Origin of the sequence: Variovorax rhizosphaerae (assembly GCF_037889975.1) — a bacterium.
In the GTDB taxonomy this organism is placed as follows: Bacteria; Pseudomonadota; Gammaproteobacteria; order Burkholderiales; family Burkholderiaceae_C; genus Variovorax; species Variovorax rhizosphaerae.
The window spans coordinates 780,549-805,021 of the sequence record NZ_JBBKZT010000001.1; the positions used below are offsets into that span (position 1 = coordinate 780,549).

Genomic DNA, 24,473 nt, shown 5'->3' on the forward strand with positions numbered 1-24,473 from the left:
AGCGCTCTACCCGGAGTCGATTGAGCCCATGCCCGCCGCCGCGTCGCCTGCGACTGACTCTGCTCCGCGCGTCGAACAGAACTCCGGCACGGTCACGGCCAGCGGCCGCTGGACGGCCATGGCCATCGCGCAGCCCAATGCATGGCAGACGTTGCTTCAGGGCTTGGCCTCCACCCGCGCGGCCACCGCCTGGGACTTGCGGCCCATCGATCCGCTCGACCACGTCGGCGCGCAAGTGCTCTGGAACCACTGGGGCAAGGCATGGCCCGCGCAACTCGAGATGGATGCGCAGCACAAGGCGGTGCTCGACCAGGTCGCGCAGTACACCTGCAGCATGCCCGAGGAGCCGCCGCGCACCTGGGCCGACCGCTTCCGCTCCTTCGCGCACACCGGCCCGCGCATCGCGCGCGTGGTACGCGACTTCCTGCGCATCATCGGTCAGCTCACGCTCGACATCATCCGGCTCTTCCGCGCGCCGCATCGCGCGCCCTGGCGCGATTTCTCGGGCCAGCTCTACCAGTTCGGCGCGACCGCGCTGCCGATCACCGCGCTGGTCGGCCTGTTGATCGGCGTGGTGCTGGCCTACCTCACCTCGCAACAGTTGCGCAACTTCGGCGCCGAGGCTTTCATCGTCAACATCCTCGGCCTGTCGCTCATCCGCGAGCTCGGGCCGGTGCTGGCGGCGGTGCTGATCGCGGGGCGCTCCGGCTCGGCCATCACCGCGCAGATCGGGGTGATGCGCGTGACGGAAGAGCTCGACGCGATGCGCGTGATGGGCATCTCGCATGGCTTCCGGCTGGTCATGCCGCGCGTGCTGGCGCTGGCCATCGCGATGCCGCTGATCAGCATGTGGACCTCGATGGCCGCGCTCATCGGCGGCATGGCGGCGGCCAATGCGGCGCTCGACATCTCGCCCTCGTATTTCATGTCGGCGTTGCCGCGCGCGGTGCCGCTGTCCAACCTGTGGATTGCGCTGTCGAAGTCGGCGGTGTTCGGCATCCTCATCGCGCTGATCGGTTGCTACTTCGGCCTCAAGGTGAAGCCCAACACCGAGAGCCTGGGGCGCGGCACCACGTCTTCCGTGGTGACCTCGATCACCATCGTGATCCTCGTGGACGCATTGTTCGCCGTGCTCTTCAAGGGCGTCGGGTTGCGCCAATGACGGGCCTGCCCGACAACCTCCAGAACGTGGTGGAGATCCGCAATCTCTGGACCGTGTTCAAGTCGCCAGACGGCGACCAGGTCGTGCACCGCGATCTCAACCTCGCGATCCGGCGCGGCGAGGTGCTGTCGCTGGTGGGCGGCTCGGGCACCGGCAAGACGGTGCTGCTGCGCCAGATCCTGGGGCTGGAGCATCCCGAGAAGGGCGAGGTCAGCGTGCTTGGCCGGCCACCCGGCCACTTCCGCGGCATGGCGGCGGCCAACGTGGGCATGCTGTTCCAGCACGGCGCGTTGTTCTCCGCCTTCAGCGTGCTCGACAACATCGCGTTTCCCTTGCGCGAGTTGAAGGTGTTCCCGGATGAGCTGATCCGCGACGCGGCGCTGGTCAAGCTCCAGATGGTGGGGCTCGATCCGCAGCAGGCGGCCAAGAGCCCGTCGGACCTGTCGGGCGGCATGATCAAGCGCGTGGCGCTGGCGCGTGCGCTCATCATGGACCCGCCGCTGCTGCTGCTCGACGAGCCCACCGCCGGCCTCGACCCCGAAAGCGCCGACGGTTTCTGCGACCTGCTGAGCGGACTGCATCGCGAGCTCGGGCTCACGGTGGTGATGGTGACGCACGACCTCGACACGCTGTTCGACCTCAGCACCCGCATCGCCGTGCTGGCCGACAAGCAGGTGATCGTGACCGGCACCGCGCGTGATGTGATCGCCTATCCGCATCCGTTCATCCACGAGTATTTCCTCGGCGGACGTGGCCAGCGCGCCATGGAAGCCCTGCACGAGAAGAGGTAGTGATCCTGAATCCCCAGTTGGGCGCGCCCGTACTTCAGGAAGATTCCATGAGAATTGACTTCATCTCCTTCGATCAGCTTCATCGCCGTGCTAACAGCGCTCTGCACCCGATTGCACCGCGCTCGACGCACCATGCGGCGTTGCTCCTCCTTGTGGGCATTTGCCCACCGCGTCGTCTCGCCTTGCCTGGTACGCCGATCACGGCGCACTCGGGCGCAGCCAACTGAGGATTCAGGATCATGGAAAACAAGGCCCATGCCATCGCCGCCGGCGCATTCGTGATCGGCCTGCTGGCCGCATTGATCGCACTCGTGGTCTGGCTCACGCGCGACGACACGGTGCGCAATATCTACGAGCTGTCCACGCGCGATGCGGTCAGCGGGCTGCAGCCGCAGGCCATGGTGCGCTACCGGGGCATCGCGGTCGGCAAGGTCGCGTCGATCGACTTCGACCCGAAGGTCAAGGGCAACGTGCGCGTGCGCATCAGTGTCGACGAGAAGGTGCCGCTCACCAAGTCGACCTTCGCGTCGCTGAGCTACCAGGGCGTGACCGGCCTGGCCTTCATCGCGCTGGACGACAAGGGCGAGTCCCAGGAGGCGCTCGCGCCGGACAACCAGAACCCGCCGCGCATTCCGCTCAGGCCGTCCTTGCTGGCGTCGCTGCAGGAGCGCGGCGAGGCCATCCTCACCCAGGTGGATATCGCAGCCAAGCGTGCCAACGCGCTGCTGGCCGACGAGAACCAGAAGCGCATCGCCGATGCGCTCGAGAACATCTCACAGGCGGCCGCCGGCGCCAACCGCCTCACGCAGACGCTCGACAAGACCATCAAGGCCGACCTCGGCCCCGCGCTCAAGCGCATGCCCGACACGCTCGATCGCGTGAAGAAGGCCGCCAGCGACGTCTCGCGCACGGCCAACAACTTGAACACCACGGTCACTCGCCTCAATCAGCCGGACGGCGCGCTGGCAAAGGTCGGCGATGGTGCCAAGTCGTTGTCGGTGGCGATCGAGAACTTCAACGGCGCGACCTTGCCGCGCATCAACCGCGTGGCCGACGATGCCTCGCGCACCGTGCGCCGGCTCGGCCGCACCGCCGACAACATCAACGACAACCCGCAGTCGCTCCTGTACGGCAACGGCGGCGTCGCGCCCGGACCGGGCGAACCCGGCTTCTCCGCGCCGGCTGCAAGCGCGCGGCCCTGAAGGTGACACGCATGACCCTTGCCATCCAGACTTTCTCCGGCCGCGTCCGCGGTGCCGCTGTCCTTCTCGGCATCTGCGCCGTGCTCGCCGGCTGCGGCGCCTTGCCCGACAAGCCCTCGCGCGTCGTGATGTACGACTTCGGCCCCGGTGACACCGCGCCCGCTCCGGCCGCAGCACCGAGCCTGCCGACCATCGCGCTCACCGAACTCGAGACCAACCCGCGCCTGGACGGCACGCAGATCCTCTACCGCCTCGGCTATGCCGACGCCAACGAGCTGCGCCCCTATGGCCAAGCGCGCTGGAGCATGGCGCCGACGCAGATGGTGCGGCAGCGCATTCGCAACGGACTGTCGCAACGCCGCCTCGTGCTCAATGCCGAAGAGAACGCCAGCATGACCAGCACCGAAGGCAAGGCGCCCGACACCCTGCGCGTCACGGTGGAGGAATTCAGCCAGGTTTTCGACACGCCTTCCAGCAGTGTCGGCCTGGTGCGCCTGCGCGCCACGCTGGTCACCGGCGCGCCGGGCGGCGACCGCGTGCGCGGCCAGAAGACCTTCACCGTGCAGCGCCCGGCCGCCACCGCCGACGCGGCCGGCGGCGTGAAGGCGCTGGCCGCCGCCACCGATGCCGCCGTCAACGACATCGTCCAATGGGTCGACGGATTGAAGTAGCAAGCACATGACACGCATCGGCCTCATCTCCGACACCCACGGCCTGCTGCGCCCCGAGGCGCTGGCCTTTCTCAAGGGCTGCGACCACATCGTGCATGGCGGCGACATCGGCGGCCCTGAAGTTCTGGAGCGCCTCGGCGCCATCGCACCCCTTACGGCCGTGCGCGGCAACAACGACCGCCAGCCCTGGGCCGATGCCGTGCCCGACACCGACATGGTGCAGGTCGGCGGCATCTTCATCTACGCGCTGCACATCCTGGAGGACCTCGACATCGATCCTGCCGCGGCCGGCGTGCAGGTGGTGGTCACTGGCCATTCGCATCGCCCGAAGATCGAGTCGCGCCAAGGTGTGCTCTACATCAACCCGGGCAGTGCCGGGCCGCGACGCTTCAGCCTGCCGATCTCGATCGGCGAACTGGTCGTCGACAAGGCCGGCGCCATCCAGCCGCGCATCGTCGACCTGGAGACTTCGAGGGATGCCCGTGTCGCGCGTTGATGCATTGCTCTTCGACCTGGGCAACGTGGTGATCGAATTCGACTTCGAACTGGCCATCCGGCACTGGGCACCGTTTTCCACATTGCCGCTGCGCGAATTGCGCGAGCGCTTCGGCAATGACGAGCCCTACCGCCAGTTCGAGCGCGGCGAGATCACGCCCGCCGACTACTACGACGGCCTGCGCCGCAACCTCAAGCTCAGCGCCATCGACGCGCAGATCGCCGAGGGCTGGAACGGCATCTTCGGCGCCGAGATCACCGAAACCCTCGATGCCATCGAGCGGGCGCGCAAGCACGTTCCCTGCTACGCCTTCAGCAACACCAATGCGGAACACCAGCGCACCTGGAACGCCGCCTATCCGCGCATCGCGGCCAGCTTCGACCGGGTGTTCCTGTCCTCGGACATCGGCATGCGCAAGCCGGAAGCCGCGGCCTTCCTGCACATCGCCGACGCCATCGGCGTGGCGCCTTCGAACATCCTGTTCTTCGACGACCTGGTCGAGAACGTCGTCGGCGCGGTGGCCGCCGGTTTGCAGGCGGTTCAGGTGCGCTCGCCGGCCGACGTGCGTGAGGCGCTCGCGCGGCTGAACTAACGCATCTTGCGACTTGGCAATCGAGCGCAGAACAAGGCGGAGCGCCGCAGACAGTGCTTTAGCACGGCAAGGCGATCCAACGCAGTGATGCGTTCGATTGCCAAGTCGCTAACGCATCAGGATCGGGAACAGCTTGCCCAACCCGTCCGCCATCACCTCGATCGCCAGCGCCGCCAAGATCAGCCCCATCAGCCGCGTCATCACGTTGATGCCGGTCTTGCCCAGCGCGCGCGCAATCGGCTGGGCCAGCGAAAACGCGGCCGCCGTGGCGATGGCGATCACCGCGCCATAGGTCACCAGCAACAGCAGTTCCCAGAAGTGCCGCGTTTTCTCGGCATAGATCACCACCGTCGACATCGTGGCCGGCCCGGTAAGCAAGGGAATGGTCAGCGGCACCACCGCGATCGAGGCGCCCAGCGAGGCCTTGACCTCGGTCGCGCGGACTTCCTCGCTGGTGGTCTTCATCTCGGCCGGCTGCGCATTCAGCATCGACAGCGAACTCAGCAGCAGCAGCAAGCCGCCGCCCACCTGGAAGCTCGCGATCGAGATGCCGAAGAAGGCCAGCAACTGCAAGCCCAGCAACGCGCAGGTCCCGATCACGATGAACGCGCTGAACGAGGACACCAGGATGGTCCGTCGGCGCTGCCCGTCGGTGAAGCCCTGCGTGTAGTGGATGAAGAACGGCACGATCGCCAACGGATTCACGATGGCCAGCAGCGAGATCAGCGGCTTGATCAGGTCCATCGTTTGGGCGGCAGTGGCCATGTCAGTGATCCCCGACGCTGCGCGTCTGCAGTGACGCATGAAGGGTCGGCGAACAATGCCTGTTCGTGGGCACCCGCGGAACCGGCTTTGCCGGGCCGCTGGGTGCGCCCCCTTGAGGGGGAGCGCCGCAGGCGCATTCGGGGGTGGGTATCACTTCATCGCCCTCCGGTCACGTCGAGGATCGTCCCCGTGGTGTAGCTGGACTCGTCCGACAGCAACCACACGATGCCGTGCGCCACTTCTTCGGCGCTGCCGGTGCGCTTCATCGGTACGGTCGGTGCGAGTTGCTTCGCACGATCGGGCAGGCCGCCGGAGGCGTGGATCTCGGTCTCGATCAGGCCGGGGCACACCGCGTTCACGCGGATGCCTTCATCAGCCACTTCCTTGGCCAGGCCGACGGTGAAGCTGTCGATCGCACCCTTGCTCGCCGCATAGTCGACGTACTGCCCCGGCGAACCGAGCCGCGCCGCCGCGCTCGATAGGTTGACGATGACGCCGCCCTGGCCACCATGCCGCGTGCTCATGCGCTTCACGGCCTCGCGCGCGCAGACGATGCTGCCGATCACGTTGATGCGCATCATGCGTTCGAGTCGCGCCACGCTCATCTCGTCGACGCGCGCCTGCATGTCGACAACGCCCGCGTTGTTGACCAGCCCGTTGAGCGGGCCGAGTTCGGAATCCACGCGCGCGAACACTGCCAGCACCTGCGCTTCGTCGCCGACGTCGCCTTGCACGGACATCGCGGTGCCGCCGCCCGCGCGGATCGCGTTCACCACCTCATCCGCCGCCGCTGCCTGGCTCGCGTAATTGACCGCCACCGCCCAGCCGCGCTGCGCAGCAAGAAGGGCCGTCGCCGCGCCGATGCCGCGACTGCCGCCTGTGACCAACAGAACCTTGTTCAAAGCCCATCTCCTGCACAGAATCCGTGCCTCAGTTAAAACCCCTCGACCGCCCGATTACATCATCGAGGAGACGGCATGCGCCGAACCATCGACTACTACTTCACCCCGCAGAGTCCCTGGACCTATCTCGGCCACACACGCTTCGCCGCCATCGCGCAGGCCGCCGGCGCGACCGTGCGCGTGCGGCCGGTGGACCTGGGCGCGGTGTTCCCGGTCTCGGGCGGGTTGCCGCTCGGCAAGCGTGCGCCGCAGCGGCAGGCCTATCGGCTGGTGGAGCTGGCGCGCTTCTCGCGCCACCTCGGCATGCCCTTGACGCCCAAGCCCAAGTTCTTCCCGGTGGCGACGGACGATGCGTCCAAGCTCATCATCGCGGCCGACCTCAACGAAGGCACCGATGCCGCGATGAAGTTGTGCAGCGCGATCTTTGCGGCGGTATGGGTGGACGAACTCAACATCGCCGACCCGAAGCACCTCGAGGGCCTGGTGGTCAAGGGCGGCCTGCCCGCGCGCCTCATCGACCAATCGCAAAGCCAGGCCGCGCAGGAAGCGTACGAGCAGTACACGCAGGAGGCGATCGACGCCGGCGTGTTCGGCGCGCCCAGCTATGTGCTCGACGGCGAGATCTTCTGGGGCCAGGACCGGCTCGAGTTCCTCGCCAGCGCGCTGAAGTAACCATCACCACCAACGGAGCAAATGACCATGGGCCAATTCATCGATCTCACTGCCAAGGACGGCTTCACTTTCCCGGCCTATGTGGCCGAGCCCGCGGGCCAGCCGAAGGGCGCCGTCGTCGTGGTGCAGGAGATCTTCGGCGTCAACTCGCACATCCGGGCCGTGGCCGATGGTTATGCGGCGTCGGGCTATCTCGCCGTGGCGCCCGCTACCTTCCACCGCGTGAAGCAGGGCGTCGAACTGGGCTACTCGGAAGACGATATGAAGGCCGGCTTCGCGCTCAAGATGGCCGTCGAGGCCCTGCCGCCGCCGGGCGTGCTGCAGGACATCCAGGCCGCGGTCGACTACGCGGGCAAGGCCGGCAAGGTCGGCATCGTGGGCTACTGCTGGGGTGGCCTGTTGACCTGGCGCTCGGCGGCCGTGGTGTCGGGCCTCTCCGCCGCCGCGCCGTACTACGGCGGCGGCATGACCACGCCGGAGGAAAGCGCGCTGCAACCCAAGGTGCCGGTGCTGGTCCACTTCGGCAACAACGACCACTGGATTCCCATGCCCACCGTCGATGCGTTCCGCGCGGCACATCCTGAAGTCGAGGTGCACGTGTACGAATGCGGCCACGGCTTCAACTGCGACCAGCGCGGCTCGTACAACGCCGAGGCGGCCAAGCTCGCGCGCGAGCGCACGCTGGCCTTCTTCGCCAAGCACGTCGGCTGACAGCGTGCGCGCACTGGCCATTGCACTGCTTGCAGCGGTTGCGCTGGCCGCGCAGGCCGCCGACTACGCCGGGCCCTTGTTCGATACGCACCTGCACTACAACCAGGAGGCGTGGGACGGCAACACCGGACCCTACCCGCCGACCGAGGCGCTGGCGCGCATGCAGCGCAATGGCGTGAAAGCCATCATCGCCAACTCACGCCCCAACGCCGGCACGCAGACGCTTGCCGCGGCGCGCGAGACGCGCGAGGCCGGCGTCACCGTCGTGCCCTTCGTGCGGCTCTATCGCAACCGGGACGACTACAACAGCTGGTTCCTCGACAAGTCGATCTACGAGATGGTGCAGTCCGAACTGGCACGCGGCACGGCCAGCGGCCCGTACCGCGGCATCGGCGAATTCCATCTGTACGAAAGCGCCAACGCCAACGGACCCGTCGCGAAGAAGCTCATGGTGCTGGCCGAGCAGAAGCGCCTGGCCGTGCTGGCCCACGTCGACGACACGGCGATCGACCTGCTGATGGCCAACGCCCCTTCTGGCGGCCAGCAGTTGCGCCTCATCTGGGCCCATACCGGTATTGGCGGCCCGCCGGTGGCGCGCGTGCGGGCGCTGCTCGAACGCTATCCGCTGCTGATGGGCGAGCTGTCCTACCGCCCCGGCCTGACCTGCGCCGACGGCAAGCTGTGCGCCGAATGGCGCGAGCTCATCCTGCAGCACCCCGGCCGTTTCATGGTCGGCTCCGACACTTGGGTCAACCAGCGCTGGAGCGCCTACGACGAACTCATGCAGGGTTATCGCGGCTGGCTCGGCGACCTGCCACCGACCGTGGCGCAGCGCATCGCCTGGGGCAACGCGGCCGGCCTCTTCGGGCTGCAGTAACGGGTCAGGCCTTCTTCGGCCGCACGATCTTGGCCGGCCCCTTGATCCGCGTCTCCAGGAAGTCCAGCAGCGCCCGCAGCGCGGCGCTGTTGTGGCGGCGTTGCAAGTAGGCCGCCGACAACCACATGTCGCTGCGCACGTAAGGCTGCAGCACCGGCTCCAACTCGCCTCGGTCGATGTGCGATTGCACCAGCAACGCCGGCAGGTACAGCACGCCATAGCCATGCAACGCGACCTCGATCAGCGGCGCGCCCTCGGTGGCGTCCATGCGGCTCTTCACGTTCACGCGGACCGGCTTGCCATCCACCACGAAGACCCACTGCGGATGCTGGCCCTGGTTGAAGTTGGTCAGCGCATCGTGGTTCGCGAGGTCCGACGGATGCACCGGCTTGCCGTGCTTCTTCCAGTAACGCGGCGAGGCGCAGACCACCAGGTCCACCAGCAGCAGCCGCCGCACGATGAGGTTGTCGTCGGTGATCGGCCCGAAGCGCAGCGCCAGGTCGATGCCTTCCTCGGCCATATCGACGGTGCGGTTCGTCAATTGCAGGCTGATATGCACGTCCGGGTAGTGGCCCATGAACTGCGCCAGCATCCCCGGCAGGTTGCCCTGGCCCATGCCGTGCGTGGCGGAGATGCGCAGCCGCCCGCGTGGCTGTTCCGCCAGGCCCTGCATCTCGGCCTGGGTCGACTCGACCATCTCCAGCACGGGCTTGCTGCGCTCCAGCAGCAGGGCGCCGGCATCGGTGAGGCTGACCGAGCGGGTGGACCGGTTCAGCAGGCGCACGCCGAAGCGCGTCTCCAGTTCGGCGACGTACTTGCTGACCGTTGCCTTTGACATGTCGAGCCGGATGGCGGCTTTGGAAAAGCTGCCGCAGGCCGCCACTTCCCTGAAGGTCTTGATGAGGTCGAGACTGTCCATTGTTTCCAGTTCGTGAACGCGGTGATTCGATTTTCGAGGGTTTTTACCTAGGTAACGCGTCCAAAATTCGATGCACGGAGGCGCACTACCGCAAATCCGACGAAATGAAGGAAGAAGAAATGACCGCCAAGCTCATCGACGTTTTCAGGGCCCTGCTGACTGTCACCCGCGCGCAAGCAGAAACGTTTGCCGCAGCGCGCGCGCTGCACATGATGCCCGTTGCCTCGCGCACGGCATCGTTGACGTCCCATCTGTAACTCCAGTCTCAACCAAGGAAAGATCATCATGAAGACCTCGAACATCATCGCCGCCGCCGCCATCGCCCTTTTCGCCGCTGCCGGCGCCCACGCTGAAACCTACGAAGGCGTGCACCCGCTGACGAACCAGCGCTCGCGTGCCGAAGTCGCCGCTGAAGCGACCGTCGCCGCCCACTCGGCCAACCCGTACGCCGATGGCGCCAATGACAGCGTCGTGGCTGCCACCAATGGCACCGTCGACCGCGGCGTCGTCCGCGCCGAGGCCGTTGCCAAGGCACACGACCCGTTCGCCAGCCTGGACCGTCGCGCGTTCTACCGCGACACCGTGCCGGCGCAGTACAACAAGGTTCGTCGCCCGGCCGAACAGCGCCAGGCCGCGCTGCAATCCGGCGCCGTCGCTGCCAACTGATCCAGGGCACCCCGTGAAGATCTCGAACCTCCTCGCGGCTGCCGCATTGGCAGTGGTCGGACTCATCGCCGCGGCGGGCGTCCAGGCGGAGACCTACGAAGGCGTGCAAGCGCCGGTGTCCGGCCTGAACCGTGCCGACGTGCAAGGCGAAGCGATGCGCACCGCCCGCGCACCAGACCAGAACGTGACGCGCGGTTCGCGCGGTGCGGAGACGGTCCAGGTCTCGGGTGATCGCATCGCCGTGAAGGCCGAAGCGGTTCGCGCCGCGTCGGCGCCCGACCAGAACGTGAACGCCAGTTCGCGCGTCAACAGCAAGCTGGTGTCGACGATGCGCAACCCCATCGACGTCCGCGCCGAGATCGCCACGCGGAACTCGACCCGGATGTAAATCCGCAGGGTCGACGCAAGAGGCCGGGCAGGTGCGCAAGCGCCGCCCGGCCTTTTTTCGTTCAATTTCTGCTAGCGGGCGGTCCGGGCGAGGTAGCGCTTTCGCCAGAAGACGACCACCAGCACCACCGCGGTCACGCCCATCGCCCCCATCGCGATCCAGAATCCATCCGCCTTGTGCACCAGCGGAATGAACTCGAAGTTCATCCCGAAGATGCCGGCAATCAGGTTCAGCGGCAGGAACACCGCCGTGAGCGCTGTCAGCACCCGCATGATGTCGTTGGTGCGGTGGCTCTGCACGCTGAAGTGCATCTGCACCGCGGTTTCCGCGTTCTGCTCCAGGCGACGCACGTGGTGCAGCACCCGTTCGATGTGTTCGTAGACGTCGCGGCTGCGGATCATCACCAGTTCGCGTTCGCGCCGCTCGGCCGGATCGTCGGGCGTGGGTAGCGTCTCGAGCGCGTCGATCCAGTCCTGTATGGCGCCGCGCTGGTCCTCGCAGATCTCGTCGAGCTTGTGCAGGGACTGGCGCGCCTGCATCAGCGCCCCCCAGTTCGAGAAGCGGCTCCTGACGTCGATCAGTTCGGCCTGCCAGTGGTCGATCTGGCGGGTCATCTCGCGCCGCAGCTCCAGGTACCCGTCGACGATCTGGTTGACCAGTCGCAGCATCAGGTCGGCCGGGCCGGTCGGCAGGCGCTTGCTCGCCGGCCGGCCATCGGGCGCTGGCGCCACCGCCATGCCCGGCGTGCCGGCTGCCAGCAGCTTGGACGCGTAGGCGTCGCGCACCGCGCCGTCTTCCGGGTGCACGGACAGCAGCACCCGGTCGAATACGGCAAACCCGACGGGCCGGGTGTCGATGCGCTTGAGCAGCGACGGCCCCTCGGGCGCGCCGCCCGTGTCACCCTGCGCCGGCGCTTGCGGCAACGCGCCCATGCTCCCTGGGTGGGTCGCCAGCCGGCGCATCACCAGCACGTCGTAGATCGAGGTGTAGTCGTAGTGCGACGGCAACTGGTCGTTGAGCAGGTCCAGCACGTGCAGGTCGACCAGTTGCGTCCCGCAGAGGCTCTGCAGGATGTCCTGCACCGTGTCGAGCTGGGCCCGGAATTCCTCCCGCGTCAGCGAGATCCAGAGGTAGCTGCCGCCGCTACAGGCGCCCGGCAAGGCCAGCGGCGCCAACGCATCATGCTCGCGCACGTGGGGGCCGTTGATCTCGAAGCTGCGCATCGGTCGAAGGTGGTTCGCCGGTCGAAGCCGGGTTTAAGCCCATGGATCGGGCGAAGAATGCTATTGTTTTTGTAGCAAGCGGGCGGCGTCAAGCGCAAAGTAGGTGAGTACGCCGTCGGCGCCCGCGCGCTTGAAGGCGAGCAGGCTTTCCAGCATCACCGCGTCATGGTCGAGCCAACCGTTCTGGGCGGCGGCCTTCAGCATCGCGTATTCGCCGCTCACCTGGTAGGCGAAAGTCGGCACGCGGAACTCGTCCTTCACGCGACGCACGATGTCCAGGTACGGCATGCCGGGCTTGACCATCACCATGTCGGCGCCCTCGGCAATGTCCATGGCGACTTCGCGCAGCGCCTCGTCGCTGTTGCCGGGGTCCATCTGGTAGACCTTCTTGTTGCTTTTGCCAAGGTTGGCGGCGGACCCGACCGCGTCGCGGAACGGGCCGTAGAAGGCGCTGGCGTACTTGGCGCTGTAGGCCATGATCCGGGTGTGGATCATCCCGTCGGCTTCGAGCACGTCGCGGATCGCGCCGATGCGGCCGTCCATCATGTCGCTGGGCGCCACGATGTCCACGCCGGCTTCGGCTTGAGTGAGTGCCTGCTTCGTCAGGACTTCAACGGTTTCATCGTTGAGGATGTAGCCCGTGTCGTCCAACAGGCCGTCCTGGCCGTGGCTGGTGTAGGGGTCCAGCGCCACGTCGGTCATCACGCCCAGCTCCGGAAAGCGCGATTTCAGCGCTGCGACCACCCGGGGAATCAAGCCGTCCGGATTGAAGGCCTCGTCGCCCGACGGCGTTTTCAGGCTGCTGTCGATCACCGGGAACAAGGCCATCACCGGAATGCCGAGCGCGACGCATTCCTCGGCCACCGGCAGCAGCAGGTCGAGGCTCAACCGGTCGACGCCCGGCATCGAAGCGACGGCGTGGCGCTGTTTATGGCCCTCCTGTACGAACACGGGATAGATCAGGTCATGGGCGGTGACGGCATGTTCGCGCATCAGGTTGCGCGAAAAGGCGTCCCGGCGAAGCCTGCGCGGCCGGGCGGCGGGGAAGGAGGCGGGGGAGGTCATGCAGAAAATTGTGCCTGAAGCCGAGCCGTGGTCGGCGCGTTGTTTCCGCACGACCGTTCGTCCGAAATTTTTGTTCCTTTGAAACGTTTTGTTGTATCTCCTGCGCCACAAACGTCAAAAAATAGTTACCAATGGGTTGAAAGGATCAGGCGGCTTTGTTAAATTCTGTCTTGGGCGACTTGTCGTCCCCCGCTTTTCCTCCCTGAGCGGGTGCCTTGATGTGTGACAGCAAAAGGGCTTCCTGGCCCGGCGTTTTGACGCCGGGCTTTTTTTTGCCCGCTTGGCGCTGACGCAGCCGCCACTAAACTTCTGCGGATGCTCTGGTTCAACGTCGTCAAGTCACTGCACATCGTCTTCGTCGCAAGCTGGTTTGCCGGTCTCTTTTATCTTCCACGCATCTTCGTGAACCTGGCCATGGTGCCGCCGGAGTCGGTCGCCGAACGGGCTCGGCTGCTGCTGATGGGGCGCAAGTTGCTGCGTTTCACCACCGTGCTCGCGGTTCCCGCCCTGGTCCTCGGCCTGTGGCTCTGGCTCGGCTTCGGCGTCGGGCGCGGGCCTGGCAATGGCTGGCTGCACGCCAAACTCGCGCTGGTGCTGGTGGTCATCGGCTACCACCATCGATGCGGCGTTCTGCTCCGGCGCTTCGAGGCGGGCGAGAACCGGCGCAGCCATGGCTGGTACCGCTGGTTCAACGAGGCCCCGGTGCTGCTGCTGCTGGCGATCGTCCTGCTCGTGGTCGTGCGCCCGTTCTGACCCGGTGGCCGCGCACAAGACAACCGCACTCCCGCTTGCGCTGGCCTATGCGGCGCTGATCGTCTACGCCAGCCTTTATCCGTTTGCGGACTGGCGCGACCAGGGCATTGCGCCCTGGGCCTACCTGGCATCGCCGTGGCCGAAGTACTGGACCGGGTTCGACCTGGCGGTCAACGTCGCTGGTTACATCCCTTTCGGATTCCTCGCTGGCGTGACTGTGTTACGTACGAACGCGGGATTGGCCGCGCCCGGTGCCGTGCTGCGCGCCACCCTCGCCGGCATGGCCATCTCGTTCGCCATGGAAACCTTGCAAAGTTACCTGCCCGACCGGGTTCCCTCCAACGTGGACCTCAGTCTCAACTCGGCCGGTGCCTTGACCGGCGCGGTGCTGGCGGCCGGGCTGGAGCGACTTGGCGTGATCGCGCATTGGCACGCCGCGCGCTCGAAATGGTTCGTCGAGGAGCCGCGCGGGGCGTTGGTGCTGATCGCGCTGTGGCCGATCGCGCTGCTGTTTCCGGCGGCGGTGACCTTCGGGCTGGGTCAGGTTTTCGAGCGGCTCGAAACCGCCACCTCCGAGCTCCTGATGGACACGCCCTTCATCGACTGGATGCCGGTGCGCCAGTTCGAATTGGAACCGCTGGTGCCGGGCGTCGAGTTGCTCTGCGTGATGCTGGGCGCGCTGGTGCCATGCCTGCTGGGCTTTTACATCGTGCGCGGCGTGGCACAGCGCGCGCTGTTGCTGCCGCTGACCTTGCTGGCCGGCATAGCGGCCAGCGCACTGTCGGCGGCCTTGAGCTACGGGCCGCCGCACGCCTGGTCCTGGCTCAGCTTGCCCGTGCAGGGAGGCATGGTCGCCGCCGTGCTGGCAGGAGTGCCGTTACTCTGGTTGCCGCGGCGGATGTGTGGCGGGTTGTTGATCCTGGCGTTGGTGGTGCACCTGGGCTTGCTCAACCAGGCACCCGAGAGTGCCTATTTCGCCCAGACGCTGGCGACTTGGGAGCAGGGCCGCTTCATCCGGTTCAATGGCCTGGTGCAGTGGCTGGGCTGGGTCTGGCCCTTCGCCACGTTGGGCTACGTCGTGCTGGCCCTCACGCGCCGCGGCAGGCAAACCTAGAATCGCCCGATGCCCACGTCTTTGCCTCCCGCCCCGAGCGGCTACTACGCCCGCCACATCTTCTTCTGCCTGAACGAACGCAAGAACGGCGAGGACTCCTGCTCCCAGCACAACGCCCAGGCCGGCTTTGACCACTGCAAGATGCGCGTCAAGCAGGAGGATTTGTCTGGCCAGGGCAAGGTTCGTGTCAACAAAGCAGGCTGCCTCGATCGTTGCGCGGGCGGTCCCGTGGTCGTGGTCTATCCCGAGGCGGTCTGGTACAGCTTCGTCGACATGGAAGACATCGACGAGATCATCGACTCTCACCTGAAGAACGGCCAGGTCGTCGAGCGCCTGTTGCTGCCGCCCGACGTGGGGCGCTGAAGATGAATCCCCGCACCGAGAAGATCCAGTTGCGCGGCGCCGCGGGCGTCATCGAGGCCCTGCGCGATGCGCCGACTGCCGGCACCATTCCGCAAGGCGTGGTCGTCATCGCGCATCCCCATCCGCTGTTCGGCGGCACCATGGACAACAAGGTGGTGCAGACCTTGGCCCGGGCGTTCATCGGTGCTGGATGGACGGCGGTGCGCTTCAACTTTCGCGGCGTCGGCGTCACCGAAGGCGTGCACGACGAGGGGCGCGGCGAGGCCGAGGACATGCTGGCCGTCGTGCAGCAAGTCGCACCTGACGGACCGTTGGCCATCGCCGGATTCTCGTTTGGCGCGTTCGTCGCCATCAACGCGCTGCAATCGCTTTGGGACGCCCGCGATGTCCAGCGCATCGCACTGGTCGGCCCGAGCGTCGAGCGCGTCCCACCGCCACCCTTGCCGGCCGCCTCGCATGACCGCGTGCTGGTGGTTCACGGCGAGCAGGACGATACGGTTTCCCTCGCCGCCGTGATGGATTGGTCACGCCCGCAGGCACTTCCTGTCACAGTCGTTCCCGGAGGCGGTCATTTCTTTCACGGACAATTGCCGCTGCTCAAGAATCTCGTCGCCCGCCACCTGCGCGCGGGCTAGTTTTCCCCTCGTTCCCCGCCCTTCCATGACTCGTTTTACGAAAGCGCTGCGTGCGCTTCTGCTTGTTGCCGTTCTGCCGTTCTCCGTGACGGCATTCGCCCAGGTGCCAGCACCGCCGGAGGTCGCGGCCCGGAGCTTCATCCTGCTGGATGTCACAGCCAACCAGATCCTCGCGCAGAAGGATATCGACGCCCCGGTCGAACCTGCGTCGCTCACCAAGCTGATGACAGCCTATGTCGTCTTCGACGCGTTGCGTGCCAAGAAGATCACCTTGGCGCAGACCCTGCCGGTCAGCCAGCGCGCCTGGAAGATGCCTGGCTCGCGCATGTTCATCGACCCGAAGATGCAGGTGCCGGTGGAAGACCTGATCAAAGGCCTGATCGTGCAATCGGGCAATGACGCCACCGTGGCGCTGGCCGAGGGCGTGGGCGGCACCGTCGAGCATTTCGTCGAACTCATGAACGAGCAGGCCAAGGCGCTTGGCATGAAGAACACTGCCTACAAGAACCCGGAAGGTCTCACCGCCCCCGGTCACACGACCACCGCGCGCGACCTGAGCATCCTCGCGACGCGCCTGCTGCGCGACTATCCGGATGATGTGAAGTACTACGCGATCAAGAAGTACCGCTATCCCGGCACCCCGTCGACCAACGACACCAATCGCAACCTGCTGTTGTTTCGTGACCCGACCGTCGACGGCCTCAAGACCGGCTATACCGAGGCGGCAGGCTACTGCATGATCGTCACCGCCAAGCGCGACTTCCCGAACCTCGCCGGTGGTCGCCGACTGGTGAGCATCGTGCTGGGCGCTTCCAGCGAGAATGCACGTGCCAACGAATCGCAGAAGTTGCTGAACTGGGGCTACACGGCCTATGACGCCGTCCGCCTGTTCGATGGCGGCCAGCCCGTTGCCACGCCGGCGGTGTGGAAGGGCAAGCAGAGCACGATGAAGATCGGACGCGTCGAACCGATTGTCGTTGCCGTGCCCTCGGGCTCGGCCAGCAAGATCAAGACACAGATCGCACGCCCTGACCCGCTGGTGGCGCCGTTCACCAGGAACCAGCCCATCGGCTCGCTGAAGGTCGCGCTGGGCGACCAGCCGGTGACGGAAGTTCCGCTCGTGGCGCTCGAGGCCGTCGAGCAGGCCGGCATCATGGGCCGCGCCTGGGATGCCATGCGCCTCTGGATCAAGTAGCGCGCGCCTGCTATAATCGTGGGCTTTTCGGAAAATTCCGAAGGGTTTCACGTTTTCGTCATCTGTAGTTCCTGTGTCACGACAGGAGTCCACGCTGCAGAATTTTTGGACTATTCATTCATGCCAACCATCAATCAATTGGTGCGTCAGGGCCGCGAAGTTGAAAAGATCAACTCCAAGAGCCCTGCCATGCAGAACTCGCCGCAACGTCGCGGTGTCTGCACCCGCGTCTACACCACGACGCCCAAGAAGCCCAACTCGGCACTCCGCAAGGTTGCCAAGGTCCGTCTGACCAACGGCTTCGAAGTCATCTCCTATATCGGCGGCGAAGGCCACAACCTGCAGGAACACAGCGTCGTGCTGGTTCGCGGCGGTCGTGTCAAGGACTTGCCCGGTGTTCGCTACCACATCGTGCGCGGTTCGCTCGACTTGCAAGGCGTGAAAGACCGCAAGCAGTCGCGTTCCAAGTACGGCGCGAAGCGTCCGAAGAAGGCCTGATAGGTCTTCTGTTTTCCCGAAGGATTCGTCCTTCTGTCGTTCTCATTCAGCGGTGTTCGGCGTACCTTGGCGGGTGCATCGAACGAAGTGACCCAGGTTCGGGTCGAGTAAGTGAGAGTTTTTGTTAGCTCTCGCGGTGCCGGAAACGGTGCCAACTGAAGCAAAGAGGTTAGAAAAATGCCACGTCGTCGCGAAGTCCCCAAACGTGAAATCCTGCCGGACCCGAAGTTCGGCAATGTCGAGCTGTCCAAATTCATGAACGTGATCATGGAAGGCGGCAAGAAGGCTGTTGCCGAGCGCATCATTTACGGCGCGCTGGAACAGATCGAAAAGAAGAACCCGGGCAAGGACCCGGTCGAAGCTTTCACCATGGCCATCAACAATGTGAAGCCCATGGTCGAAGTGAAGTCGCGCCGCGTCGGTGGCGCGAACTACCAGGTGCCCGTCGAAGTGCGCCCGGTCCGTCGCCTCGCCCTGTCGATGCGCTGGATCAAGGAAGCCGCACGCAAGCGCGGTGAAAAGTCGATGGCCCTGCGTTTGGCCAACGAACTGATGGAAGCCACCGAAGGCCGTGGCGGCGCGATGAAGAAGCGTGACGAAGTGCACCGCATGGCAGAAGCCAACAAGGCTTTCAGCCACTTCCGCTTCTAAGCACCGTCCTTTCAATCAGACCAGGCTTGAAGCCCGACCTGCCATGTGGTGGGCGGGCTTTCCGCCGTTAACGGAGTAATTCTCATGGCACGCAATACCCCCATCGAGCGCTACCGCAATATCGGTATCTCGGCGCACATCGACGCTGGCAAGACCACGACGACCGAGCGCATCCTGTTCTACACCGGTGTGAACCACAAGATCGGTGAAGTGCATGACGGCGCCGCAACGATGGACTGGATGGAGCAAGAGCAGGAGCGTGGCATCACGATCACCTCGGCTGCGACCACCTGTTTCTGGAAGGGCATGGGCCAGAACTTCCAGGAACATCGCATCAACATCATCGACACCCCGGGTCACGTGGACTTCACGATTGAAGTCGAGCGCTCGATGCGCGTACTCGACGGCGCCGTGATGGTGTACGACGCCGTCGGCGGCGTGCAGCCCCAGTCGGAAACCGTCTGGCGCCAGGCCAACAAGTACAAGGTGCCCCGCCTCGCGTTCGTCAACAAGATGGACCGCACCGGCGCGAACTTCCTGCGCGTTCGTCAAATGATGATCGACCGCCTGAAGGCCAACCCCGTCGTGATCCAGATCCCGATCGGCGCCGAAGACAAGTTCCAGGGCATCGTCGACCTCGTGAAGATGAAGGCCATCATCTGGGACGAAGACAAGGGCGTGACCTTCACCTACGGTGAGATCCCGGCCGACCTGGTTGACGTCTGCAACGAATACCACGAGAAGCTCGTGGAAGCCGCCGCTGAATCCAGCGAAGAGCTGATGAACAAGTACCTCGAAGGCGAGAAGCTGACCGAGGAAGAAATCAAGCTCGCCATCCGCACCCGCACGATCGCTGGCGAAATCCAGCCGATGCTCTGCGGCTCGGCGTTCAAGAACAAGGGCGTGCAAGCCATGCTCGACGCCGTTGTCGAATACATGCCCGCACCGACCGACATTCCGCCGGTCTCGGGCACGGACGACGACGAGCACCCGGTGGTGCGCCAGGCTGACGACGGCGAGAAGTTCTCGGCCCTCGCATTCAAGCTGATGACCGACCCGTTCGTGGGCCAGCTGACCTTCGTGCGCGTCTACTCCGGCGTGCTGAAGAAGGGCGACAGCGTCTACAACCCGGTGCGCGGCAAGAAGGAACGCATCGGCCGTATCGTGCAGATGCACGCGAACAACCGCGAAGAAGTCAGCGAAATCCGCGCCGGCGACATCGCTGCCTGCGTTGGCCTGAAGGAAGTGACCACGGGCGAAACCCTGTGCGATCCGGATGCCATCGTCACGCTCGAACGCATGGTGTTCCCGGAATCGGTGATCTCCCAAGCCGTCGAGCCGAAGACCAAGGCCGACCAGGAAAAGATGGGCATCGCCCTGCAGCGCCTCGCGCAGGAAGATCCTTCGTTCCGCGTCAAGACCGACGAAGAATCGGGCCAGACCATCATTTCGGGCATGGGCGAGCTCCACCTCGAAATCATCGTGGACCGCATGAAGCGCGAATTCAGCGTGGAAGCCAACGTCGGCAAGCCGCAAGTGGCTTACCGCGAAACGATCCGCAAGTCGGTCGACGAAGCCGAAGGCAAGTTCGTGCGCCAGTCGGGCGGCAAGGGCCAGTACGGTCACGTCGTGCTCAAGATCGAACCGCAGGAAGCCGGCAAGGGCTTCGAGTTCGTCGACGCCATCAAGGGCGGTGTGGTTCCTCGCGAATACATCCCCGCGGTCGAAAAGGGCGTCATCGAAGCGCTGGGCCAGGGCGTGCTCGCCGGCTACCCGGTGGTGGACGTCAAGGTCACGCTGCACTTCGGTTCGTACCACGACGTGGACTCGAACGAAATGGCCTTCAAGATGGCCGCGATCTTCGGTTTCAAGGAAGGCTGCCGCAAGGCCAGCCCGGTCATCCTCGAGCCGATGATGGCCGTGGAAGTGGAAACGCCTGAAGACTACGCCGGCAACGTGATGGGCGACCTGTCCAGCCGTCGCGGGATGGTGCAAGGCATGGACGACATGATCGGTGGCGGCAAGGCCATCAAGGCCGAAGTGCCGCTGTCGGAAATGTTCGGCTACTCGACCACCCTGCGTTCGATGTCGCAAGGCCGCGCCACGTACACGATGGAGTTCAAGCACTACGCTGAAGCTCCGCGCAACGTCGCCGAAGCCATCGTGGCTGCTCGCGCGAAGTAATTCCAAGAATGTGGGGCGGCGCCAGGCGCTGCCCGACTTGTCTGCGATCCGGTGCCGCCCTGTTCCCGTGCGGGGCGAACCAGCAATCGGATGCAGACATAAAACCCAACCACGGGAATGCTCTTTCAAGGATTGAAAAATGGCAAAAGGCAAGTTCACCCGCACCAAGCCGCACGTCAACGTCGGCACGATCGGTCACGTCGACCACGGCAAGACCACGCTGACCGCTGCGATCGCAACGGTGCTGTCGGCCAAGTTCGGCGGCGAAGCGAAGGCGTATGACCAGATCGACGCGGCGCCCGAAGAAAAGGCTCGCGGCATCACGATCAACACCGCCCACGTCGAATACGAAACGGCCAACCGCCACTACGCCCACGTCGACTGCCCCGGCCACGCCGACTACGTCAAGAACATGATCACCGGCGCTGCCCAGATGGACGGCGCGATCCTGGTGTGCTCGGCCGCTGACGGCCCGATGCCCCAGACCCGTGAACACATCCTGCTGGCTCGCCAGGTGGGTGTGGGCTACATCATCGTGTTCCTGAACAAGTGCGACATGGTCGACGACGCCGAGCTGCTCGAACTCGTCGAAATGGAAGTCCGCGAACTGCTGGACAAGTACGAATTCCCGGGCGACGACACCCCCATCATCCACGGCTCGGCCAAGCTCGCCCTGGAAGGCGACAAGGGCAAGCTGGGCGAAGAAGCCATCATGAAGCTGGCTGAAGCGCTCGACACCTATATCCCGACGCCCGAACGCGCTGTCGACGGCACCTTCCTGATGCCCGTCGAAGACGTGTTCTCGATCTCGGGTCGCGGCACGGTCGTGACCGGCGCCGTCGAGCGTGGCGTGATCAAGGTTGGTGAAGAAATCGAAATCGTGGGCATCCGCCCGACGGTCAAGACCACCTGCACCGGCGTGGAAATGTTCCGCAAGCTGCTCGACCAAGGTCAAGCGGGCGACAACGTCGGCGTGCTGCTGCGCGGCACCAAGCGCGAAGAAGTCGAACGTGGCCAAGTCCTGTGCAAGCCGGGCTCGATCAAGCCGCACACGCACTTCACCGCCGAGGTGTACGTCCTGTCGAAGGACGAAGGCGGCCGTCACACGCCGTTCTTCAACAACTACCGTCCACAGTTCTACTTCCGCACGACGGACGTGACCGGCGCGATCGAGCTGCCCAAGGACAAGGAAATGGTCATGCCTGGCGACAACGTCAGCATCACCGTGAAGCTGATCAACCCGATTGCGATGGAAGAAGGCCTGCGCTTCGCCATCCGTGAAGGCGGCCGTACCGTGGGTTCGGGCGTCGTTGCCAAGATCCTGGACGTCTGATCAGACTGACGAAGAGGAATACATCATGGCCACCAAGCAAAAAATCCGCATCCGCCTGAAGGCGTTCGACTACAAGCTGATCGACCAATCCGCAGCCGAAATCGTTGACACCGCCAAGCGCACCGGCGCGATCGTCAAGGGCCCTGTGCCGCTGCCGACCCGCATGAAGCGTTTCGACATCCTGCGCTCGCCGCACGTCAACAAGACCAGCCGCGACCAGTTGGAAATCCGCACGCACCAGCGTCTGATGGACATCGTGGACCCGACCGACAAGACCGTGGACGCGCTGATGAAGCTCGACCTGCCGGCCGGTGTCGACGTCGAGATCAAGCTGCAATAAGTCGCTTGTCGTCACTTTGATTTACAAACCCGCGCGCAGAAATGCCCGCGGGTTTTTGTTTTGGGGCCTGCATGTGGCATCCTCTGCCGGCTTGGGCGATGCCCCGAAGTTACCTGGTGATCATGGAGGCTCTGCTTGAGTAAATTTCTCGTGTTGCGGTGCGTGGCTATCGTCGCCGCCCTCGTATTGACCGCTTGCGGTGGCGGAGGAGGCGGTGGCGGAGGAGGTTTCGTGCCTCTTCCCGTGACCGCGGCAACCGTTCCGGTCAATGGCACCGCCACCTACGACTACGTGCCCAACAACACGGGCGCGCTCGACTACGCATCCACCACGTCCAAGCCCATCCGCGGGGCGGTCGTCGAGGTATTGAATTCGTCAAAGGCTGTGCTGGCCACCACGACCACGGACGCCAAGGGTGGGTACTCAGTGTCGGTGCCAACCAACACCTCCGTTTTTGTCCGCGTCAAGGCGCAGATGTTGCAGACCGGCAGTAGCGCAACGTGGGACGTGAGCGTGCGGGACAACACGCGGGACAACGCACTCTACGTGATGGACTCGGCCGAATTCTCCTCGGGCGCGGCTGCCATGACGCAGAACCTTCATGCCGCCTCCGGATGGGGCGGCGCGTCGTATACATCGACTCGCGCAGCGGCACCGTTCGCGTTGCTCGACACCATCAACACATCGATGCAGAAGGTTCTGTCCGTTGCACCCGCTTCGGCATTTCCGACCCTGCAGGTTTTCTGGAGTCCCCTCAACGTGTCCACGTCCGGCAATCCGGCCATCGGACAGATTGGCACGACAGCGTTTTCCGATGCAACCAACCCGCGATCCATCTCCGTGGTGGGCAAGGACGGCGCGGACACTGACGAGTACGACGCCTCCGTCATTGCGCACGAGTGGGGGCATTACTATCAGGCGGTCTTCAGCCGCGACGACTCCCCCGGAGGCAGCCATTCCGGCGGGGACCGCCTGGACCGGCGGGTTGCCTTCTCGGAAGGCTGGGGCGACGCCTGGTCGGGCATTGCCTTGGGCCGCAGCAACTACACCGACTCCAGCGGCCCCGGGCAAGCCGGTTCGACATCGATCGATCTCACCGTGGGCCCCGCCACCAATCCAGGCTGGTACAGCGAGACTTCAATCCAGACGATCCTGTGGAACCTCAATCAAAAGATCGGATTCCAGCCTATTCACGCCACCATGATCGGCGGCATGAAGACCAACGTCGCCATGACATCGATTCACTCGTTCTCGGCAGCCTTCGGCGCGGCCTCGCCGGGCAACTTGTCCACGTTGAATGCATTGCTGAGCGCACAGAACATCAGCGCCGCCGCCAACGATCCTTTTGGCAGCGCGGAGACCAATGCGGGTGGCGTGCCTGCCGTCCCGAATGTGCTGCCCCTCTACGCCAACGCCAACGTCGGCGGCACGACTCAGGCCTGCGTCAACAACGTGGCCGGGTACGTCAACAAGCTGGGCAGCTACGTCTACTTGCGCGTGCGCCTCCTTGCGGCAGGCAACCACGTGATCACGGTGACGGCGCCAACCAACCCCAACGCCGACCCGGACTTCGAGGTGGACAGCGCAGGATTGCTGGCCGTCAGCGATGTGGTTGCGCCGACCGAGACGGCCACCGTGGGCATGCGCGCGGGAGACAACATCATCGTGATCAATGATTTCAACGACTACCTGCAACCAAGAGCACAGGTGACATGCTTTACCGTCTCGATCAATTGAGGAACGCGGCGATGAAATCTTGTAACTGGCGTGCCACAACCGTTCTCGTTCTGGCGTTGTTGGCACCGGGCATCACGTTCGCCGATGTTCCAACCAGGTCCAATGCAAAGGTCGAGGCCGACACCGGGGTGAAGCGCAAGATGACTCGCGCTGTCAAGAAGAAGAACGGGTCGGGCGTGGACGTCCAATATTCCGTCGATGGCTCCGTCGGCGTCGGGCAGGCGGCTACGGTGGAGATCCAGTTCGACGGCATCACGGACCCCGCCGGCGGATCCGCTCGCTTCAGCGCGGATGCCGGGTTGACGCTCGCGGGTGCGGGCGACCTTCAACTTCCTCCGGGCCAGACGACAACGGTGACCCTGCGTGCGACGCCCGGCAGCGAAGGGATCGCCTACGTCAATGTCTTCACGACGCAAAACGGCTTGTCCAGCGCGATCTCCATTCCTGTGCAGGTCGGAGCTTCTGCTCCGAAGCTGCGCTCCGCTGGCGAATTGCAGAAGCAGCCGACCGGAGAGGCTGTCATCTCCATGCCGGCACGCTGACCGCGACGCCCCCGGCGAAACTGCGG

Annotated in this window: 29 protein-coding genes; 24 read left to right on the forward strand and 5 right to left on the reverse strand. The window is 64.9% G+C overall.

Going from position 1 to position 24,473, the window contains the following annotated elements; genetic code table 11:
* Positions 1 to 28 precede the first annotated feature (28 nt).
* The 6 genes from WKW82_RS03465 (at position 29) to WKW82_RS03490 (ending at position 4,914) form a co-directional block, all read left to right on the forward strand.
* The gene (locus WKW82_RS03465) at positions 29 to 1,162 is read left to right on the forward strand and encodes an MlaE family ABC transporter permease (RefSeq protein ID WP_340340839.1); all 1,134 of its coding nucleotides are present in this window, start codon (positions 29 to 31) and stop codon (positions 1,160 to 1,162) included.
* Complete coding sequence (locus WKW82_RS03470; protein WP_340340840.1) at positions 1,159 to 1,953, forward strand: ABC transporter ATP-binding protein; 795 nt, start codon at positions 1,159 to 1,161, stop codon at positions 1,951 to 1,953. The genes WKW82_RS03465 and WKW82_RS03470 overlap by 4 nt, the downstream gene beginning before the upstream one ends.
* A 239-nt stretch (positions 1,954 to 2,192) precedes the next feature.
* Complete coding sequence (locus WKW82_RS03475; RefSeq protein WP_340340841.1) at positions 2,193 to 3,155, forward strand: MlaD family protein; 963 nt, start codon at positions 2,193 to 2,195, stop codon at positions 3,153 to 3,155.
* Positions 3,156 to 3,166: 11 nt separating this feature from the next.
* Positions 3,167 to 3,826: an ABC-type transport auxiliary lipoprotein family protein gene (locus WKW82_RS03480; protein ID WP_340340842.1), complete on the forward strand. Its 660-nt coding sequence runs from the start codon at positions 3,167 to 3,169 to the stop codon at positions 3,824 to 3,826.
* A gap of 7 nt (positions 3,827 to 3,833) precedes the next feature.
* Positions 3,834 to 4,322, forward strand: coding sequence for a metallophosphoesterase family protein (locus tag WKW82_RS03485; protein WP_340340843.1), 489 nt, complete (start codon positions 3,834 to 3,836; stop codon positions 4,320 to 4,322).
* Positions 4,309 to 4,914, forward strand: a complete 606-nt coding sequence (locus tag WKW82_RS03490) for an HAD family hydrolase (protein ID WP_340340844.1) — start codon at positions 4,309 to 4,311, stop codon at positions 4,912 to 4,914. Before WKW82_RS03485 ends, WKW82_RS03490 begins: the two co-directional genes overlap by 14 nt.
* A gap of 108 nt (positions 4,915 to 5,022) precedes the next feature.
* On the opposite strand, the gene WKW82_RS03495 is transcribed toward WKW82_RS03490, so the two are convergent.
* Together WKW82_RS03495 and WKW82_RS03500 are read right to left on the reverse strand one after the other, a co-directional pair.
* Positions 5,023 to 5,658, reverse strand: a complete 636-nt coding sequence (locus tag WKW82_RS03495; protein ID WP_340340936.1) for a MarC family protein — start codon at positions 5,656 to 5,658, stop codon at positions 5,023 to 5,025.
* A 176-nt stretch (positions 5,659 to 5,834) separates the two neighbouring features.
* A complete protein-coding gene (locus tag WKW82_RS03500; RefSeq protein WP_340340845.1) occupies positions 5,835 to 6,581 on the reverse strand; it encodes an SDR family oxidoreductase in 747 nt (248 codons plus the stop codon).
* Positions 6,582 to 6,656: 75 nt separating this feature from the next.
* Here WKW82_RS03500 and WKW82_RS03505 point away from each other — a divergent pair, with 75 nt between their 5' ends.
* Genes WKW82_RS03505 through WKW82_RS03515 form a run of 3 tightly spaced genes read left to right on the forward strand, consistent with a single transcriptional unit; the run spans position 6,657 to position 8,841 of the window.
* On the forward strand, positions 6,657 to 7,253 hold the full coding sequence (locus WKW82_RS03505; protein WP_340340846.1) for a 2-hydroxychromene-2-carboxylate isomerase: 597 nt from the start codon (positions 6,657 to 6,659) through the stop codon (positions 7,251 to 7,253).
* Positions 7,254 to 7,280: 27 nt separating this feature from the next.
* Positions 7,281 to 7,964, forward strand: coding sequence for a dienelactone hydrolase family protein (locus WKW82_RS03510; RefSeq protein WP_340340847.1), 684 nt, complete (start codon positions 7,281 to 7,283; stop codon positions 7,962 to 7,964).
* A gap of 4 nt (positions 7,965 to 7,968) precedes the next feature.
* Positions 7,969 to 8,841: an amidohydrolase gene (locus WKW82_RS03515; protein ID WP_340340848.1), complete on the forward strand. Its 873-nt coding sequence runs from the start codon at positions 7,969 to 7,971 to the stop codon at positions 8,839 to 8,841.
* Between the two features lie 4 nt (positions 8,842 to 8,845).
* Here the strand turns inward: WKW82_RS03515 and WKW82_RS03520 are convergent, their stop codons facing one another.
* Positions 8,846 to 9,760: a LysR family transcriptional regulator gene (locus tag WKW82_RS03520; protein ID WP_340340849.1), complete on the reverse strand. Its 915-nt coding sequence runs from the start codon at positions 9,758 to 9,760 to the stop codon at positions 8,846 to 8,848.
* A 104-nt stretch (positions 9,761 to 9,864) separates the two neighbouring features.
* Between WKW82_RS03520 and WKW82_RS03525 the strand changes: the two genes are divergently transcribed.
* Genes WKW82_RS03525 through WKW82_RS03535 form a run of 3 tightly spaced genes read left to right on the forward strand, consistent with a single transcriptional unit; the run spans position 9,865 to position 10,814 of the window.
* A complete protein-coding gene (locus WKW82_RS03525) occupies positions 9,865 to 10,017 on the forward strand; it encodes a hypothetical protein (RefSeq protein WP_340340850.1) in 153 nt (50 codons plus the stop codon).
* A 28-nt stretch (positions 10,018 to 10,045) separates the two neighbouring features.
* The gene (locus WKW82_RS03530; protein ID WP_340340851.1) at positions 10,046 to 10,426 is read left to right on the forward strand and encodes an alpha/beta hydrolase; all 381 of its coding nucleotides are present in this window, start codon (positions 10,046 to 10,048) and stop codon (positions 10,424 to 10,426) included.
* A 13-nt stretch (positions 10,427 to 10,439) separates the two neighbouring features.
* On the forward strand, positions 10,440 to 10,814 hold the full coding sequence (locus tag WKW82_RS03535) for a DUF4148 domain-containing protein (RefSeq protein WP_340340852.1): 375 nt from the start codon (positions 10,440 to 10,442) through the stop codon (positions 10,812 to 10,814).
* A gap of 71 nt (positions 10,815 to 10,885) precedes the next feature.
* Here the strand turns inward: WKW82_RS03535 and WKW82_RS03540 are convergent, their stop codons facing one another.
* Both WKW82_RS03540 and hemB read right to left on the reverse strand, forming a co-directional pair.
* Positions 10,886 to 12,037: a magnesium transporter CorA family protein gene (locus WKW82_RS03540; RefSeq protein ID WP_340340853.1), complete on the reverse strand. Its 1,152-nt coding sequence runs from the start codon at positions 12,035 to 12,037 to the stop codon at positions 10,886 to 10,888.
* A gap of 60 nt (positions 12,038 to 12,097) precedes the next feature.
* Positions 12,098 to 13,102, reverse strand: a complete 1,005-nt coding sequence (gene hemB / locus WKW82_RS03545; protein ID WP_340340854.1) for a porphobilinogen synthase — start codon at positions 13,100 to 13,102, stop codon at positions 12,098 to 12,100.
* 315 nt (positions 13,103 to 13,417) lie between these two features.
* Between hemB and WKW82_RS03550 the strand changes: the two genes are divergently transcribed.
* From WKW82_RS03550 to WKW82_RS03605, 12 genes are all read left to right on the forward strand, one after another.
* The gene (locus WKW82_RS03550) at positions 13,418 to 13,855 is read left to right on the forward strand and encodes a CopD family protein (protein ID WP_340340855.1); all 438 of its coding nucleotides are present in this window, start codon (positions 13,418 to 13,420) and stop codon (positions 13,853 to 13,855) included.
* Between the two features lie 4 nt (positions 13,856 to 13,859).
* The gene (locus WKW82_RS03555) at positions 13,860 to 14,969 is read left to right on the forward strand and encodes a VanZ family protein (protein WP_340340856.1); all 1,110 of its coding nucleotides are present in this window, start codon (positions 13,860 to 13,862) and stop codon (positions 14,967 to 14,969) included.
* Between the two features lie 9 nt (positions 14,970 to 14,978).
* The gene (locus WKW82_RS03560; RefSeq protein WP_340340857.1) at positions 14,979 to 15,332 is read left to right on the forward strand and encodes a (2Fe-2S) ferredoxin domain-containing protein; all 354 of its coding nucleotides are present in this window, start codon (positions 14,979 to 14,981) and stop codon (positions 15,330 to 15,332) included.
* 2 nt (positions 15,333 to 15,334) lie between these two features.
* Positions 15,335 to 15,967, forward strand: a complete 633-nt coding sequence (locus WKW82_RS03565) for an alpha/beta hydrolase (RefSeq protein ID WP_340340858.1) — start codon at positions 15,335 to 15,337, stop codon at positions 15,965 to 15,967.
* A 25-nt stretch (positions 15,968 to 15,992) separates the two neighbouring features.
* Positions 15,993 to 17,162 (forward strand): D-alanyl-D-alanine carboxypeptidase family protein, encoded by a 1,170-nt coding sequence (locus WKW82_RS03570; protein ID WP_340340859.1) that lies wholly within the window; start codon positions 15,993 to 15,995, stop codon positions 17,160 to 17,162.
* A 120-nt stretch (positions 17,163 to 17,282) separates the two neighbouring features.
* A complete protein-coding gene (rpsL, locus tag WKW82_RS03575) occupies positions 17,283 to 17,660 on the forward strand; it encodes a 30S ribosomal protein S12 (RefSeq protein ID WP_174328402.1) in 378 nt (125 codons plus the stop codon).
* Positions 17,661 to 17,837: 177 nt separating this feature from the next.
* Positions 17,838 to 18,311 (forward strand): 30S ribosomal protein S7, encoded by a 474-nt coding sequence (gene rpsG, locus WKW82_RS03580; RefSeq protein ID WP_114968651.1) that lies wholly within the window; start codon positions 17,838 to 17,840, stop codon positions 18,309 to 18,311.
* An 84-nt stretch (positions 18,312 to 18,395) separates the two neighbouring features.
* Positions 18,396 to 20,495 (forward strand): elongation factor G, encoded by a 2,100-nt coding sequence (gene fusA, locus WKW82_RS03585; protein WP_340340860.1) that lies wholly within the window; start codon positions 18,396 to 18,398, stop codon positions 20,493 to 20,495.
* Between the two features lie 139 nt (positions 20,496 to 20,634).
* A complete protein-coding gene (tuf, locus tag WKW82_RS03590) occupies positions 20,635 to 21,828 on the forward strand; it encodes an elongation factor Tu (protein WP_340340188.1) in 1,194 nt (397 codons plus the stop codon).
* Positions 21,829 to 21,853: 25 nt separating this feature from the next.
* Positions 21,854 to 22,168: a 30S ribosomal protein S10 gene (gene rpsJ, locus WKW82_RS03595; protein ID WP_007838118.1), complete on the forward strand. Its 315-nt coding sequence runs from the start codon at positions 21,854 to 21,856 to the stop codon at positions 22,166 to 22,168.
* Between the two features lie 231 nt (positions 22,169 to 22,399).
* Positions 22,400 to 23,905, forward strand: coding sequence for a hypothetical protein (locus WKW82_RS03600; RefSeq protein WP_340340861.1), 1,506 nt, complete (start codon positions 22,400 to 22,402; stop codon positions 23,903 to 23,905).
* Entirely contained in the window at positions 23,881 to 24,447 is a 567-nt protein-coding gene (locus tag WKW82_RS03605) for a hypothetical protein (RefSeq protein WP_340340862.1), read from the forward strand. Before WKW82_RS03600 ends, WKW82_RS03605 begins: the two co-directional genes overlap by 25 nt.
* The last annotated feature ends 26 nt before the right edge of the window (positions 24,448 to 24,473 follow it).